Below are 16,553 nucleotides of genomic sequence, written 5' to 3' on the forward strand. Positions count from 1 at the left end.
GACAGGACATTCAGGAGGACATTTGACCACTCTGCAACTCAGATTCGACGCTATTCAACAGGCCATCACCGATGCCGCAGTCGATGCCATTGTCATTATTGACGACCGGGGAATAGTGCGTTTTTTCTCGCCCTCGGCCGAGCGATTGTTCGGCTTTAACCGGGCAGAGGTGATCGGCAACAATATCAATATGCTGATGCCAGCCAAAGATGCCAAACTGCATGATGGCTATATCCAAAGTTATAAAAGCAGTGGCCGGGCCAAAGTGATTGGTATCGGCCGCGATGTGCAGGGGCGTCGCAAGGACGGCAGTACCTTCTCCATGCATTTAAGTGTTGGGGAAGCACAAACAGAGCAAGGGCGGCTGTTTGTAGGAATTTGTCATGATCTCAGCGAATATAAGGCGCTGATGGAGCAACTCAGCTCCGCAGAAAGACGCTACAAAGATATCGTTCAATATCAGCGAGAGTTTATTTGCAGGCTCACCAGCAGCTTCAGACTGAGTTTTGTCAACAATGCTTTGCCAGCAACTGGGCTATCAGGAATCCGATGTTATCGGCGTGTCGCTGGCTGAATTTATTCATGAAGATGACAGAAGCAAAGTCGACAGATTATTGCAGACGCTGCGCAATGAACGTGGTGAAGCAAGTCTGAGTGTTGCCAGTGCGGTGTTGGACAACATGGGCGGCACACACTTTATCGAATGGACCTTCAGAACTGTGCCAGCGAGTTCGGAGTTTCATCATGAAATACAAGTTATTGGCAATAATATTACCGAGCAGGTAAAAGCCAAACAACATGCTCGTTTTTTGGCTGAGTACGACAGCCTGACCGGCTTTTTTAACAAAGACGGGTTAATGCAGGCTTTTGCCAAAAGCCATGATCCGCAGCGCCTGTATGCGGTTTTTTTCAGTGATTGCTACCGCTTCCGGTTGATTAACGAGAAATATGGTCAGGACGTTGGGGATTTGATGCTGATGGAAGCGGCTCAGCGCATTAAATCCGTGATGCCGGCTGATTGTCTGGCATGTCGCCCCGGGGCCGATGACTTTGTGCTGGTGCTGCCATTGCGTGAGCAAGCAGATGCTTTGCTGCTCGCCGAGCAACTGCTGCAAAGCTTTGTTCAGCCCTATTATCTGGCCGGTGAGAAACTGGTGCCTTCAGCAGCCATTGGCATCAGTTTTTACCCTGATGGTGCAACAGAACTACCGCTGCTGATTCGTCAGGCCGAGTCCGCTATGTTTGAAGCTAAAGCCAGCAACCAAGCGATTAGAGTATTTCATCAGGACATTCACCAGCAACTGACACAACGGCTGGAAATAGAACAGGGTATACGCCGGGCGCTGGATCAAAATCTGTTTGAAGTGGTGTTGCAAGCGAAATACAACCTGCAAGACATGCACCTGAATGGTTATGAAGCCCTGATTCGCTGGCATGATCCGGAATTGGGCACTGTACCGCCCGACGTGTTTGTCGCCATTGCGGAGCGGGTCAATCTGGGAGAAGAGTTGGATCTGTGGGTGTTGTCCAATGTGTTGCAACAGATTGCCACTTGGCGTCAGGCCGGTTACCAGGTGAAACCCATTGCCGTGAATATTACTGCGGCGCACTTTTCGCAGCCGGAACTCTTTAACCGGGTTGCTGAGATGGTCAGCCACCTGGATCTCAGCATGGACTGTATCGAACTGGAGATTACCGAAGGCGTGGCAATGGGTAATTCCCAGGTGATCCTGGACAATTTACAGGCGTTCAAAAACAAAGGAGTCAATATTGCCATTGACGATTTTGGCACCGGCTACTCGTCGCTGGCATATCTCAAAGACTTACCAGTGCAACTGCTGAAAATTGACCGCGCATTTATTCAGGACATAGAGCATCCGAAAAATTTTGGCTTAGTGAACGCCATGATTGCCATGGCCGATGCAGTAGGTATGCAGGTGCTGGCCGAGGGCATAGAAACCGAGCGGCAACGGGACATTCTGCTAAAAATGGGCTGTGACCTGGGGCAGGGTTACCTGTTTGCCAGGCCTGTCAGTTATGCCGAAATTGAAAAGGGCTGGATTTGAACAAACTCCCTATTCAAAAAGTCGACAGGCTCTAAGGGATAACAAACAGCTCAGGGTTCATCACTACCAGAATTTTGTAAGCTTCAACCCGGGCACTCAGCATGGCATTTTCCAATTCCGCCTCGGTCAGTTTCAAATTTCGCAGTATGTCTGCATTAATGAGTCTGGCGTAACTATATTGGTCTTTGAAGATGGTCATTAACGCCAGTCTTACCGCCAGATAGACAATGGCTACGTCGGTCTGTTGCAGTGACAAATCCAGATTATGCTGGTTTGCTATTGGGGTGAACAATGTCGAGGGTAGATTCCAAAGCATCAGAATCTGTCCACTGCATTCGGCGTAGGTGAAACCCAACTGTTGTTGTTGCCAATCCCAGGGCAAAATATCTGCAGCGACGTCCTGGCACTGGCTGGCTAATTCGGGAGAACGGTTTGCCACTGCCAGTTCGCCAAAGTTGTGCAGCAGTCCCAGCAAAAAGAAGCGTTCTGCATCTTTCTGACCGGTTTCCTGGGCCAATTGTTTTGCAATCAGGCCGGCAAATACGGACTGCTGCCAGAATCGTTCCAGGTCAATGGCATTATTTTCAAAATGTTTGAATGCACTGCGGGCGGTTTCTGTCATCACCAGGCTATACAGAGCTTTTCCGCCAATAACATTAACCGCACGACTGATGGTACTGATCTCCGTGCTGAGATTATAAAGCGCGCTGTTAGCCAGCTTGAGCAGTTTACTGCTTAAGGACGGGTCCAGCGACACCACTTCTGCGATATCACTGGCAGTGGAGCTGGGGTCTTCAAGCAGTTCTTTGATACGGGTGCAGGCGTCGGGCAGGGCAAAAGAATCCGTTACTGCCAGGGCGTAGTCTGTAGCTTGCATAAGAACATGTTTCCAATCAGATAGTTTGCCTGAATTCAGAATAGACGAAAGCATCAAAGTTTAAACTGTGATTGGCAGAATTTCGTCCGGTATTCATCCCACTGGCATCAAACCTTGCTTGCCAGATTGACTTGGGTGCGTATGATTTGCAGTAACACGGGTTACGAGATGTCATGCAATTGGACTGGCTGAAGCAAATTTTTACCTATCCCTCAGACAATCTGCTGCTGTATGGCACTTACGATATCTGGTTGGTGTTGCTATCTATTCTGGTGGCGGTGTTCTCTTCCACTATGGCGATGCAGATGGCTGGTCAGGCAGCGCAGGCAAGCTCGCGACGTGCTTTGGTATTGCTGGTAGGCAGTCTGGCGCTGGGCACCGGTGTGTGGTCGATGCACTTTATCGGTATGCTGGCCTTTGACCTTTGCACGCAAGTGGATTACGCCACCGATCTGACGCTATTTTCTATGCTGCCCAGTATTGGCGCGTCGTGGGTAGCATTGTCCCTTATTGGTCGGCGACAGGTCAGTATTGGACAACTTAGCCTTGGCGCTGTGCTGATGGGGGCTGGTATCGGCACGATGCATTATGTCGGTATGGCGGCCATGCAGATGGCACCAGCGCTAAGATACGATCCCTGGCTGTTTGCCCTGTCTATTCTTGTCGCGGTCTTGCTGGCCTGGCTGTCTTTATGGGTACGTTTTGGTATTAAGGCCTTAAAGGCTGGCAAGCTTTCTTCCTTAACGCTGAACCTGGCCGGGGGCACGGTGATGGGGCTGGCCATTTGTGGAATGCATTATACCGGAATGGCCGCAGCGCGTTTTGTTCCGCCAACCGATATGCAGAATACCGCGCAAACTCACCAATCCGAAGTTCTGGCACTGGGTATCGCGATTATGACAGTGCTGATAACAACCCTGGTGGTGATTGCCAACCTGTTGTTTAAGTATCGGGATATCAGTCAGGTGGCCAGACGCAATGAAACGCGTTTGCAGGCCATGATGGATACCGCTGTGGATGGTGTGGTTACCATCAGTGCCGACGGAAAATTAATGGGATTAAATCAGGCGGCAGAGCGCATCTTTGGTTGGCAGGCAACAGAAGTCCTGGGCAAAAATGTCAGCATGTTAATGCCCGAGCCTTTTCAAACTGAACACGATGATTATCTGACGCGTTATCTGCAAACCGGTGTGGCGAAGATTATCGGCACAGGCCGCGATGTGCTGGCATTACACAAAAGTGGCTGGCATGTGCCGGTGCGACTGGCCATCGGCCATGCCAGATTGCCTGATGAGGATGTGTTTGTTGCCTTCGTCACCGATATAAGTCAGCGCCTCAAGATGGAAAAGGCGCTTAAAGAAAATGAGGCCAAATACCGTTCACTCATCAGCAATATTCCAGGAGCGGCATACCGATGCCAGCCCAGCACCGACTTTCCCATGCTGTTTATCAGTGAAGCCGTGGAACAGATAACCGGCTACCCGGCCAGTGACTTTATGTTGCCTGAGCCAAATCGCTATTTTGCTGAGCTGTTTCATCCAGAAGATCGCGACAGGTTGTTGGAAATGGCCGCGTATCAAAGCCATTTCTGTGTTGAATACCGTATTATCGATAAGTTTGGCAACATCCGTTGGATCCTGGATAACGGTGGTGCCGTGCGGGACGAACAAGGGGAAGTACTGTGGCTTGACGGCTTTTTGATGGATATCAGCAGCCGTAAGCAAATGGAACAGGAATTGGTACTTGCCAAAGAGCGTGCCGAGCAGGCTGCGGCGGCACGTTCCGCCTTTCTGGCCAACATGAGCCACGAAATTCGTACTCCGATGAATGCCATTATTGGCTTTAGTGAAGTGCTGATGAATAGCAAACTGGAGCAGGACCAGCGCAAACATCTGTTGACGATTAACCAGTCGGCACGTTCGTTACTGCATTTGCTGAACGATATCCTCGATAGCGCCAAGCTTGAAAAAGGCAAACTTGAGCTGGAGTGGCGGGACTTTTCACTGACCGAATTAATGGATGAGGTGGTATCCACACTCTGGTTACAGGCGCGTAAAAAAGGACTGGAACTGGCACTGCACCTGGAACCCGGCCTTAGTGAGTTTTATCGCGGAGCACCGGATAGAATACGCCAGGTACTGACCAATCTGGTTGGCAATGCGATTAAGTTCACCGAACAGGGGATTGTCAGGGTGGAAGTGCGTCAGACGCAAGAAGACCTAATCCAATTCTGCATCGAAGATACCGGCATGGGCATAGATGCAGAGCGCCTGGAGCGTATTTTTGACCCCTTTACTCAGGCTGATGCGTCAATGAGCCGCCGATTTGGTGGCACGGGACTGGGCACGACTATCAGCAAACAACTGGTGGAGTTGATGGGCGGACGTATCTGGGCCAGCAGTGAACCAGGCCGTGGCAGCGAATTTTGCTTTCATTTGCCGCTAATGCCTGGTCAGCCAGTACTCAGCACTGACAAAAACAGCTACCTGCAGTTACCAAAGTTAAGGATATTGGTGGCCGATGATATTCAGCAGAACCAGGATCTGCTGGCGCTGTTATTGGGCAATGCAGGCCATCAGGTTGACTTGGCTGGCAACGGATTAGAGGCCGTTGATAGGGTTAAGCAGCAAGCTTTCGATCTGGTATTGATGGATATTCAAATGCCCGAGCTTGATGGCCTGGCCGCGACAAAGGCGATTCGGGAATGGGAGCGTTTGCAGGGCAGGGACAAGTTACCTGTTATTGCCCTGACGGCCAGCGTGCTGGAAGAAGACAAGCTGGCAGCCAGGGAAGCAGGCATGCAGGGATTTGCCAGTAAACCTGTAGATATGCCGGTGTTGATACAGGAAATTGCCAGGGTGCTGGAACTGGATGTTGCGTTGCCGCAAACCGAAGTTTTAGCCCAGGTTTTACCAACACAAGGGGTAAATCTGGATAAGGCGCTGCAACTGTGGGGCACCGAACCCGTTTACTGTAAAGAGCTGCAACGGTTCCTTGAACGTTATGAGCAAGTACCCGAATTAATGCAGCAACTTGTGCAAAAAGGCGATTACACCGCGCTGGCGGAGCGAGCTCATGCGCTTAAAGGCCTGTGTGGCAACCTCGCCTTGATACAACTGGCAGACCTGTTCAGTCAGGTGGAACGAGGTGCCCGACAGACACAGGATCTGCAGTGGCAGCCTTTGTATACTGACCTTCGTGACGGTATTGCCGGTGTGGCATCCTGGCTGGGGGAACGGCAATCCAACCCAGAGGATCAGTCAGCGCCTGTTGCCAGAGCGGATAGCCATGCCTGTATGGCACTGTTAGTGCGCCTGCAAACAGCTGCCCAAGCCAATGAGCTGGATGATGAGGCGCTGGAGCTGTTATCCGGGTATTGTGCCAATATGGCGGATCAGGATCTTGATGCCATTGTTGATGCCTTCAATGATTTTGATTTTGCTGTCGCCAACAACTTGCTGGAGCAGCTAATGGCAACCTTAAGCAAGGAGTCCAAATGAATGCGACAGATAAAGCCAGTGTTTTGCTGGTGGATGATGAACCAGCCAACCTCAAAGTGCTTAAGTTGGTATTGCAGGAACAATATCGGTTGATTTTTGCCAAATCCGGTGAAGAAGCCCTGACCATCGCCAGGCGAGAGTTTCCGGACCTTATTTTACTGGATGTGATGATGCCAGGTATGACCGGCTTTGAGGTATGCCAGCAGCTTAAATCTGACCACAGCCTGAAACGCATTCCGGTGATTTTTGTCACCGCTCTGAAAGAGGAAGTGGATGAAACCAGAGGGTTTGAACTGGGCGCGGTGGATTACATTACCAAACCTGTGACCCCCGCGGTGGTCAGGGCCAGGGTCAAAACCCATTTATCTTTGGTACAAGCTGATGAAGTAAAGCGAAGTCGTTTGCAGGTGATTCAGCGCTTGGGGCGTGCCGCTGAATATAAAGACAATGAAACAGGTACCCATGTATTGCGCATGAGTCACTATGCTAAAACCATTGCCTTGGCGTACGGCTTTAGCCAACCTCATGCTGACGAGCTGTTACATGCGGCGCCGATGCATGATATTGGCAAAATTGGCATTCCCGACAGAATCCTGCTTAAACCGGGCAAGCTGACCAAAGAAGAATACGCAGAGATGCAGAACCATCCGCAAATCGGTGCGGAAATCCTTGGTGATTGTGATTCAAGCCTGTTAAAGCTGGCACGTATTGTCGCGCTGTACCATCATGAAAAGTGGGATGGTAGTGGTTACCCTCACGGATTACAAGGTGATGCTATTCCCATTGAAGCCAGAATTGTGGCACTGGCTGATGTGTTTGACGCACTGACCAGCAAAAGGCCCTATAAGGAAGCCTGGCCGGTTGAAGAGGCGCTTGAGTATATTCGTGAGCAGCAAGGCAAGCATTTCGATCCCGCGCTGGTGCCCTTGCTTGAGCAGGAACTGGACGAAATCCTGCAGATCAAGTCCCGTTGGGTTGATAACTAACGCGTAAAGCAGCGCACCCTTGTCACCTGTCTGCACCCCTTCGCTATACCATCAGCTACCGTCAGCTATTGGCTGATGGTAGTTAATCTATTCTCTTGCTTGTTACGCTTGTCCACTTGCCCATCACATTAAGCTAAGACCGGGTCATTCAATTAAATAGAATGATTTTGCCAAAAAAATCCCATTTTCATCTCTTCCATAGACAGTTATCCTCACTTGCATCACCAATTGTGATGATAAAAATATTTATTCATTTAATTGTTGAATATTTAAAGGTCGTCACCATTATCCAGTAAACATTCATTTTGGTGATGCTATTTGCTATGAAGTATTTGGTATTTTTATTTTTTTGCTTGATGTTAACCTTGTCATCCGCCACTCAGGCAAAGCAAGGCGCAGCACTGGACCTGCTTTTGGGAGAGGGCGATTTAACTGGCCTGCGCTTGGCATATCGGCCCTACCAGGGGCACTTAAGCAAAGTGCAGTGGTTAGGTGATGTGGAAGTGTATTTCGAATTGAGCCTGAACTTTTGGGAATACGGTGCGCAAAACCGTCATGAGACTAATTTGGCGCTGGCTTTGTCGCCCGTTATCAGCCAGCAGTTTGCGACCCTTTATGGTTATCCGCTGAAGTGGGAATTTGGTATTGGTGTATCCCTTGTGGATGACACTCGTTTTGCCGGCAAAGATATCGGCTCCCATTATCAGTTTGAGGACAGATTGGGGCTGGTACTGCAAACCGACTCTCAACAATCTGTTGCGTTGCGCTATATGCACTACTCCAATGGTGGGTTGAACGACCATAATCCCGGCATGGACTTTCTTAACCTGTCCTATGCACGCTGGTTCTGAGTCTGCTCTGCTGGCGCAAACTGCCAGTCGACTAGAGTGTCAGCCTGCAGCGGACGGGCAAAATAATAGCCCTGAAACCGGCGACAACCCATTTCTTTGAGCGTGTTAACCTGCCATTTGTGCTCGACACCTTCACAAACTACGTCCAGATTAAGGTTGTGACTGATGTCAACTATGGCATGCACCAGCTTCAGTGTGCTGGGTGTTTGTAAGTCATCGACGAAGGATTTGTCTATCTTGAGAATATCCAGCGGCAGATCCTTCAAATAAGACAAGGACGAATAACCGGTACCAAAGTCATCCAAAGCCAATTTAAAGCCCATTGCCCGCAGTTTATGTAGCTTGTCCAATGTCTCATGTTTGTTATCCAGTAACCCTGTCTCAACCAGTTCCAATACGATCTCCGAGGGTTCTATATCGTAATACAGCACCTGTTTTTGCAGGTTCTCCACAAAGGAAGGATCAACAAACTGCAAAGGGGAAACGTTGATGGCTAAGTGATGGGGATAATTTACCTTCTGTCGCCGCCAAATCTGAATTTGCCTGAATACCGCTTCAAACAACCACTGACCTAGTTGACGAATTAAGCCGGTCTCCTCTGCTACGCTGATAAACAGGTCAGGTCGGATCATGCCTTTGACTGGATGAGCCCAGCGGATCAGCGTTTCTGCACCAAGCAGTTGACCATCAGCACTGGTCTGTGGCTGAAAGAGCAGAAAGAACTGGCCTTCTTTTATGGAGTCAGCCAATTCCTTTTCTAACGACTGACGGCTATCCAGCAATGTCTGCAGAGCCGGATCAAAACGCCGTATGCTGCCAGGCCCCTGTTGCTTGGCCTGCTGTTTGGCCGATTCTGCATAACGCAGCAGCTCTTCAATATTTCTGGCCTGGCATGCCAGCACAGAGCCGATACTGGCACTCAGTTTAAGTTGCCGGTTGGCCAGACGTATGGGCGTGCGGACCAGACTGGCAAGCATTTCACCATGCAACTTCAGCATTGGATCATCGGGGCTTTCGATACCCCCTTTAATCACCACAAAGCTGTTGCTGGTATAACGGGCAAGCAAATCCCCTTGTTTCACGTAGGTCTTAAGCTGTTTGCTGATAGCTTGTAGCACTTTGTCACCAACGGCCTGGCCATGTAGTTTGTTGATCTCTCGAAAACCGTCAATATCGACAATCAATACTTGTAAGGTTGGGTAACCTCGCCAGACTTCCTTTGGCTGGCAGGATAACCACTCCCACAGCGTTTTGCGATTGGCCAGCCCGGTCAAACTATCGGTAAAGGCCGCTTGTTTCAGGCTCAGTTCTGCTCGTTCGCGGCGTAACTCTGCCGCCGTACGCTGGGCAAAAATCATCAGGGTTTGTTCATATTCCGGGATTGCTTCCAGCTCTCGTCTGAACAGTAAAGCGATTAAACCTAAAGGCTGGCCATCTGTATCCAATATTGGCGCGCCGATATAGGATTGGAAATTTTGCTCTACTAACATGGCGTCATGGGGAAACTGTTTTTGTACATCCCGGTAGTGCGCGCAAATACGTTTGTCCTTAATGGATTGGCAGGGGGTGTTTTTAAGCGGGTAAATATACCCTTCCAATTTTTCCCCGTCTTTGTACATTGACAACGCCTGTACTACCCCATCATCGGTACTGTCGGTTTTATACAGACCGACAAAGCATAAATCAGCCTGGTAGAGCTTTTGCAATTGCATGACCTGGCTGTCATAGAAGCTGCAGCCTTGTTGTGCTTCCATGCTCTTTACCAAACCACGCAAGGCGCCGGCGACACGTTTGCTGGTTGTCAGCGCTTGTTGTAGTTGATTGCGTTGTCGGTGCAGCTGTGATGCCACATTGATGCACACCAGCAACATAAAATAATTAAAGGTAAAACCAACCAATTGTACTGAGTTGATGCGCCCGGTCTGAATGGCCGCTGCCACCATCCATGTGGCAAACAGCAGAAGCACAAATATCAGAATAGACACAGCCATTACGCTCTTGCCCTGCTTCTTTAACTCCCAGCAGCGCCATAGTAACCAGATAATCATCACCAGACCCGTCAGGTGTAAGAGGATCCCGGACCAGTGCAAGGGGCCGACAAAGTTTTGCAACGGCTGCCCTGCTGCACTTTGCCAGGTGATTACTGCGTTAATCTGACTGAATTTGAGTCCATATGGCTGCATAAAGTTAAGTATGGCCAAGATCAGTGACCAGATAAGCAGCAGTTTGAGCCAAACATTAATACCATGTTGTTTTGTCCAGACCGCAAAACAATAGAATGCGGTGGGCATTACCGCTATATAACAGGCGGTTTGCAGTTTTAACCAATAGACTGCGGATTCAACAGGTTGTGCCTCGTGGTAATGAATGGTTGACCATTGATAGAGAGAGACAACCAGACACAGAAAGAAGAAAGACAGATAAGCCTGGTTTTGTCTTTGATACAGGCCGGATGCCAGCACCATAATAGCAACCATCAGATTCATGGCGATAGATGCAGTAAAAAAGGCAGGGGCTGACAACAGGTTTAAATGCATATTCATTTCTCTTTAGCTTTTTCCCTTGCAATACATCAATGTGTCAGCCTTGAGTATCAACCATATTGCATATCTATCAAGCTTGCCTTGGATAGTGAATTGAATTGCCGCCTTGGTATAGAATAGTCCTTTGCTTTGCGGCCCAAAGAGTTCGCACTTTGGCGCTTGTAGTTGGATGGATGTTGCCATCCCCGAATAAGGAACCTTATGCCTGGACTAGTTCGCCTGATTCTGATTGATACCCACCTGCCAGGGGTGGTGGAACTTAAACTCGACGGCCACACCAATATTTGTGGCACCAATGCATCGGGAAAAACCACCCTGCAGCGCCTTATCCCGGTTTTTTACGGCGAATATCCCAGCCGCGTGGTCCCTGCCACCCGTGACAGTTTCGAGCGTTGGTATCTGCCCCGTGAATCCAGTTTTATTATCTATGAGTATCGCAACGGTGAAGAAGAGCTTTGCCAATTGGTATTGACCTCCACCGGCAACGGTGTGAACTACCGCTTTATCGCCAAAGGCTTTGATCTGGACGACTACCTGTACCAGAACAAAAACGGCAAACACACCAGTCTGCCGGCGGTAGAGCAGGCCAGAACCCTGGCCCGCAATGGCTATACCGTCAGTAAGCAGCTCAACACTAAGGATTTTCGCGCTGTTCTGCAAAATGACCGGGGAGTGATGAACGCCTCCAGTAATGGTAGGGAACTGTTGGGCTATGCACGCATTTTTGCCCTGTGTGAAACTCAGCATAGCCTGCGTCATATAGAGAAACTGGCCAAGGCTGTGCATTCCCGTGAAGGCAAGATGGAGACCATCAAGGCCATGATTGCCGCGATTCTGGAAGAAGACGGGGTGCAACCACCCAGTTCGGGGTTGAGTCGCAATAAGGTAGAAGACTGGATCCGTGAATGTCATCTGATCAAAGAATTTGATGCCATCCGTCCTCAGTTCAGCCGCCTGGAGCAGGCTAACCACGAGTTGAGCCAGAGCGAAATTCGCCTGGCACAACTGCGTCAGCAATTTTCCATTGATTTAAGCCAACTGGCCGCCAGCTTAGTGCAGCATGAAGGTAAGCTGGAAGAGACGGTGCTGAGCTTGCGTAAACAGGAAAGCGACTGGGCCATTCAGCGTGACCACCTTAACCAGCAACTGTCTGAGGCTAAAGCTGAAGTACGCACGTATGAAAGTGATCTGGAGCGGGTCGAGAAGGAATACCAGGACTGGCAGGACAAAGACATTGAGACCCTGCAGAAAAACCTGAATCAGTTGGGTCAGTGGCAAAGTCAACTGGATGGTGCGCAAAATCGTTACAGCCTGCTGACCGATCAACACCAGGATGTTGAGTCCAGTTACAACAAGCAACTGGCTGCCATCAGCGAGATACTCAGCCAGGAGCAGGAACTGTACGGCGAGAAGCAGCAGGAGCTAAAGGAAAAACTGGCCGACGCCCGCACCGATGAGCAGCGCAAACTGGCCGAATTGCGCCAGGATTATCAACAACAATTAAGCGAAGCTCAGCAAGACTACCAGCAGCGTTTGCAGGAACTAAAGGTTCAGCATGCTGAGCTGTCAGCCGCCTTGCGCAATGCAGGCTTCAATGAGTTTGAGCAAAGTCAGGTTGCGCTGCTGGAAGAAAGTATTCAGGAGGCAGCCGATCTGGAAGATGCCGGGCGCGACAAGCAGCGCCGCTTGGCTCAGGAACTCAGTAACAGTCAGAAGTCCCGTCACCAGGCAAGCGTCGAGCTGGAGCAGGCCCGTAAGCAGTTTGCCAAAGCCCAGCAGCAGGTGGATAAAATCGAAGCGCTGCTGTACCCCGGCCAGGGCAGCTTGCTGGAGTTTGTGCGCCGTGAAATGCCGGACTGGCCCAAATCCTTAGGTAAAGTGATTAATGCTGAACTGCTGACCCGTAAGGACCTGAAGCCCGAGCTGGGTGAAGTGCATGACAGCCTGTTTGGTCTGAAACTGGATGTTTCACTGCTGGATACGCCTGATTATGCTCACAGTGAACAGCAGTTACAGTCACAGCTGGACAGTGCACAGCGTCTGCTGGCCGAAGCTGTGGAACAACAGAATCTGGCGGAGCAGAAACTGGCACAAGCCTCAGAGGCCGTGCGTAACCAGGAACTGAAGCAGGCTCAGGCCGACAGTGAACAGCGCACCCTGGAAGCGAACCGCAAGCGTCTGCAACAAGATAAAGACCAGTTGTTGCAGGAATATCGCGCGGCCCTGGCCGAACGCAAACAACAGAATAAAGACCGACTGAAGGACAATGAAAAGCGTCAGCAGCAGGTGCAAGGCCAGCAGCAGCAAGCGCTGGACGAAATCCGCGACCAACTGCGTGATGCAGAGACCGAACTGCAATTCCATTGGCAGCAGGTAACCGACGACTTGCGCAGCCAGATTGCGCAGGTGGAACAGCATATCCAGCATAGCCGCCAGCAGGCCACTAACGACAAGAAACAAGCGCAGTTATGGCTGCAAAACGAGTTAGCCAAACGTGGTGTCGATGTCGACGAAATTGCCGAGCTGCGCAAGCAAATCGAGACATTAAAAACAGATATTCTTAAAACAGAAAAGAGCCGCGGGCTGGTTAAAGATTACGAGCACTGGCACGCCACGGTGTATTTGCAACACAAGGTCACCTGGCAGCAGGGCCTGGCCCGTGCCCGCAAGGTGCAGGCCGAATCGGAAAGGGAGCTTGCCAAGCAGGAAGGGGCCTATAAAGAACAGCGCAGCCAACTGAAGGAACTGCAAACCCAGGTCGAACAATTGCTGAAAACCGCCAGGGAACAGGAACTTGACGTAAAGAATATTTATTCCCAGCTGAATAAGCTGAGCTTACCTAAAGCTGAGTCGGCGGTGGATAAAGGCAGTATTGTGCAGCGCTTGGGGGAAGGTCAGCAGTTACTGCAAAGTCGCGACAAACTGCTTAGCGATATTAAAGCCTATGTTGAGCACTTTGATTCTCTAATTGCCAGCCAGGCAGGTACCGGATTGGCGGAAACCTGGGAGCGCTCCAGGGAAGAATGTGCGGTAATCAATGTCCAGGGGGTACGCACAGTGGATCACCGCCGCCTGGTCAGCCATTTGGATCAGTTACTCAATGTTTTGATTCCGCAGAAATTACAGGGGCTTCGCGACCTGGGGCGTACCTTTGGTGCAGACCTTAGCCAATACTACAAAGTCCTGGAAGATATTGATAAACGCATTGTCACGCAAAGTCGACGGATTAGTCAGGAGGTTGAAGAAGAGTTATTCCTGGATGGCGTATCTGACTCTGCCGTGCGTATTCGTTCACGTATCAGTGAACTGGAATTCTGGCCAGAGCTCACTCAGTTTAATCGCTTATATCAGGAATGGTTGGAAGACGGTGCGGCCGATTTGCCACCCGATGACTATGCCATGAGCATGCGTAGGGTAATGGATATTCTTGGTCGCGCGGCCTTATCTGGCGGCATTGGAAAGTTACTGGATATTGAATTGCAGTTACGTGAAGGTAAGAGCGATCTGGTGATCCGCACTGACCGGCAATTAAATGAATCCTCCAGCCACGGTATGGCCTACCTGATTTTGTGTAAGTTCCTGCTGGCCTTTACCCGTTTGTTACGCGGTAAAGCCAATGCCGTTATTCACTGGCCTATTGATGAGCTCGGTACCTTGCACCAAAGCAATGTGAAAAAAATCTTTGATGCCTGTCAGAACAATAATATTTCCGTGGTGGGTGCCTTCCCCAACCCTGAGTCAGAGGTATTGACGCTGTTTGACAATCGCTACCTTATTGATAAAGCCAGCCGCAAACTGCAAGTGGTGCAGCCCAAAGTCAGTGCGATTAGTGAGCGTTTACGTCAACGTGCCCAGCAACAGGAGAAAAGCGCATGATCAGTGAACAAGGTCGTATTCTTGAGCGTCTGCTGTCTGGCGATTTTATTTGTGAAATCAGTGACGAAGACGGCTGGCGCTATTTAAAACAAAGTGCCAACTTTGAGGCGGTGGACCAATACCTGGCCACCCTAAACCGCAGTTTGTCGAGCGCAGCCGACGGTCAGGTATTTTTTGCCGCCTATCGCACCCTGGGAGACAGTGAGCGTAAGGTATTGTCATCGCAGTTTCAGGAAATTGCTGCGGGCTTGTTGCCCCTGGTGGAATGGTTACTGCTGGTGCAACAAAGCAGTGGCTCGGATGTGCCGGTAACCCAGGGCAGCACCATTCGTTCAAATGAATTGCAAAGCACCATCGAGGACACCCCGGCTTATAAAGAGCAGTTAGCCAAGATTGCCCGTTATCGTTTGTTTAACTCCAACAGTGTTGAGGTGGTCGGGCAGTTAAATCTGGTATTTAAACGCTTAACCGAGCTGGGCTACCTGATGAAACCCAACCCGGATAAACTGATTTATATTGCCACCGGCAAAATAGATTACCTGTATGAAGTGCTGCGCTTTATTGATGAGACCGAAGCGCTGTCGCTGGCGGAGCAGGCCGAGTCTGCCATTCAGCAAGGGAGCCTGCTGTGAATCAGAATTTGCATCAGGCCGGGGTTAAACTGCTTAATGCCCTGTCGCGCAATGCCGATTTGATTATGCAGGTGTACTTAAGCGGTACCCTGCATGAAAGTGAGGCAAGCCCCGGTGTTATCGATAACCTTAAGAAACTCGGTGTGTTATGGCGGCCTGAACCAGGTGCGCCGCTGCGTCTGAAAAAGGCTATCCGTAATTTACTGGAAGGCAGTTTACATGATGAGCGCAACCGGCAGATCGACACCAATATCGGCTCGGCACTGGCCAGCCTCAAAACCCTGGCCCAGCATTATAAAGAAGCGCTACACAATCATCGTTATGCCGAAGCCCAGGCGCATTTGAATGATCTGGCTGAACATGTTTATGCCCTGACTGAGTCATTGGCAAACAGCGTGCGTACTTTGTTTAGCCGTATTAATAATGAATTCGGTTATGTGGCCTCTATTGATGCCAAAATTCGTGAAAACGAGCTGGCGCAAAGTCAGGTTTCAGAGCTGCTTAGCCAACTGGAAATGTTCCGCTTTGATGAGCTGTCCGAAGTGGCTGGCGGCCTGCGTGAGCTTCGCCATCTGCTGGTGGTCGCCCTGCAGCAAAGCTTCTCGCGTTGCACTCAGGAACTGAGTATGGCGCAGTCGCGTCTGTTGGAACTGCTTGGGCGCTTCCGCGAGTTTCGCGGCCGCACCCGCCTGCTTAAGGGCTTTTTGCTACATATGGAGCAGCAGCCTGACTTTGTACCGGCTAATTATGCCAATCACAGCCAGGTACCGGCGCTGTTTAATCTGGCCAAGCCATTACTGCAACCTGCGGCGGTGGATGTAAACCGGGTTGACCATGAGCAGGATCTGCTGCTGCTGGTCGGGCGCATTAAGGCCCTGCATCGCACCGAAAAACCCCATGATGAGGAGCGTAGTGCTCAGGCTATAGATGTGGAAAGTCAGGGCCAGGTGGAGCTGGACGATAAGGCCATTCATCAGGCGGTGGAAGCCTATTTCTGCGAAGTGATAGATACGGGCAAGCGTTTAACAGCCTTACAATATCTGACCAGCCAGGCACTGGAATTTGATCCAGAAGTATGGATTTATCAGGTAATTGGCGGCTACCAGGGGCTGGCCGAAGAAGATCGCCAATATTTCGCCCTGGAACCGGAAATCGAGGACCATCCAATATTTACCGGCAATAAAATTGTGCGTGATGTGGAACTGGGGCTGCGCTAGCTTAA

General features: G+C 50.3%; 10 protein-coding genes. 8 read left to right on the top strand and 2 right to left on the bottom strand.

Translation table 11 applies throughout. The features are described 5' to 3' along the window. Window positions 1-22 precede the first annotated feature (22 nt). Window positions 23-574: a PAS domain S-box protein gene (locus ABD028_RS17965; protein WP_343846762.1), complete on the top strand. Its 552-nt coding sequence runs from the start codon at window positions 23-25 to the stop codon at window positions 572-574. Further along, entirely contained in the window at window positions 516-2,066 is a 1,551-nt protein-coding gene (locus ABD028_RS17970; RefSeq protein WP_343847152.1) for a sensor domain-containing protein, read from the top strand. The genes ABD028_RS17965 and ABD028_RS17970 overlap by 59 nt, the downstream gene beginning before the upstream one ends. A 31-nt stretch (window positions 2,067-2,097) precedes the next feature. On the opposite strand, the gene ABD028_RS17975 is transcribed toward ABD028_RS17970, so the two are convergent. After that, window positions 2,098-2,943: an HDOD domain-containing protein gene (locus ABD028_RS17975; RefSeq protein WP_172449444.1), complete on the bottom strand. Its 846-nt coding sequence runs from the start codon at window positions 2,941-2,943 to the stop codon at window positions 2,098-2,100. A 173-nt stretch (window positions 2,944-3,116) separates the two neighbouring features. Here ABD028_RS17975 and ABD028_RS17980 point away from each other — a divergent pair, with 173 nt between their 5' ends. The 3 genes from ABD028_RS17980 (at window position 3,117) to ABD028_RS17990 (ending at window position 8,280) form a co-directional block, all read left to right on the top strand. Continuing rightward, on the top strand, window positions 3,117-6,443 hold the full coding sequence (locus tag ABD028_RS17980) for an MHYT domain-containing protein (protein WP_343846765.1): 3,327 nt from the start codon (window positions 3,117-3,119) through the stop codon (window positions 6,441-6,443). After that, a complete protein-coding gene (locus ABD028_RS17985) occupies window positions 6,440-7,429 on the top strand; it encodes a response regulator (protein WP_102798201.1) in 990 nt (329 codons plus the stop codon). Before ABD028_RS17980 ends, ABD028_RS17985 begins: the two co-directional genes overlap by 4 nt. Before the next feature lie 323 nt (window positions 7,430-7,752). Beyond that, window positions 7,753-8,280 (top strand): acyloxyacyl hydrolase, encoded by a 528-nt coding sequence (locus ABD028_RS17990; protein ID WP_343846768.1) that lies wholly within the window; start codon window positions 7,753-7,755, stop codon window positions 8,278-8,280. Here the strand turns inward: ABD028_RS17990 and ABD028_RS17995 are convergent. Beyond that, a complete protein-coding gene (locus ABD028_RS17995; protein WP_343846770.1) occupies window positions 8,262-10,817 on the bottom strand; it encodes a putative bifunctional diguanylate cyclase/phosphodiesterase in 2,556 nt (851 codons plus the stop codon). The genes ABD028_RS17990 and ABD028_RS17995 overlap by 19 nt on opposite strands. 207 nt (window positions 10,818-11,024) lie before the next feature. On the opposite strand from ABD028_RS17995, the gene ABD028_RS18000 reads away from it, so the two are divergent. From ABD028_RS18000 to ABD028_RS18010, 3 genes are read left to right on the top strand one after another with little or no spacing between them, the layout of a single operon-like run. Next, window positions 11,025-14,699 carry an ATP-binding protein gene (locus ABD028_RS18000; protein WP_343846772.1) on the top strand — a complete coding sequence of 1,225 codons (3,675 nt, stop codon included), beginning with the start codon at window positions 11,025-11,027 and terminating at the stop codon, window positions 14,697-14,699. Next, window positions 14,696-15,331, top strand: a complete 636-nt coding sequence (locus ABD028_RS18005; protein ID WP_102798205.1) for a condensin complex protein MksE — start codon at window positions 14,696-14,698, stop codon at window positions 15,329-15,331. Before ABD028_RS18000 ends, ABD028_RS18005 begins: the two co-directional genes overlap by 4 nt. After that, a complete protein-coding gene (locus ABD028_RS18010; protein ID WP_343846774.1) occupies window positions 15,328-16,548 on the top strand; it encodes a phosphoenolpyruvate carboxylase in 1,221 nt (406 codons plus the stop codon). Before ABD028_RS18005 ends, ABD028_RS18010 begins: the two co-directional genes overlap by 4 nt. Window positions 16,549-16,553 lie beyond the last annotated feature (5 nt).

This window comes from Bowmanella denitrificans, assembly GCF_039522935.1.
Classification (GTDB): domain Bacteria; phylum Pseudomonadota; class Gammaproteobacteria; order Enterobacterales; family Alteromonadaceae; genus Bowmanella; species Bowmanella denitrificans.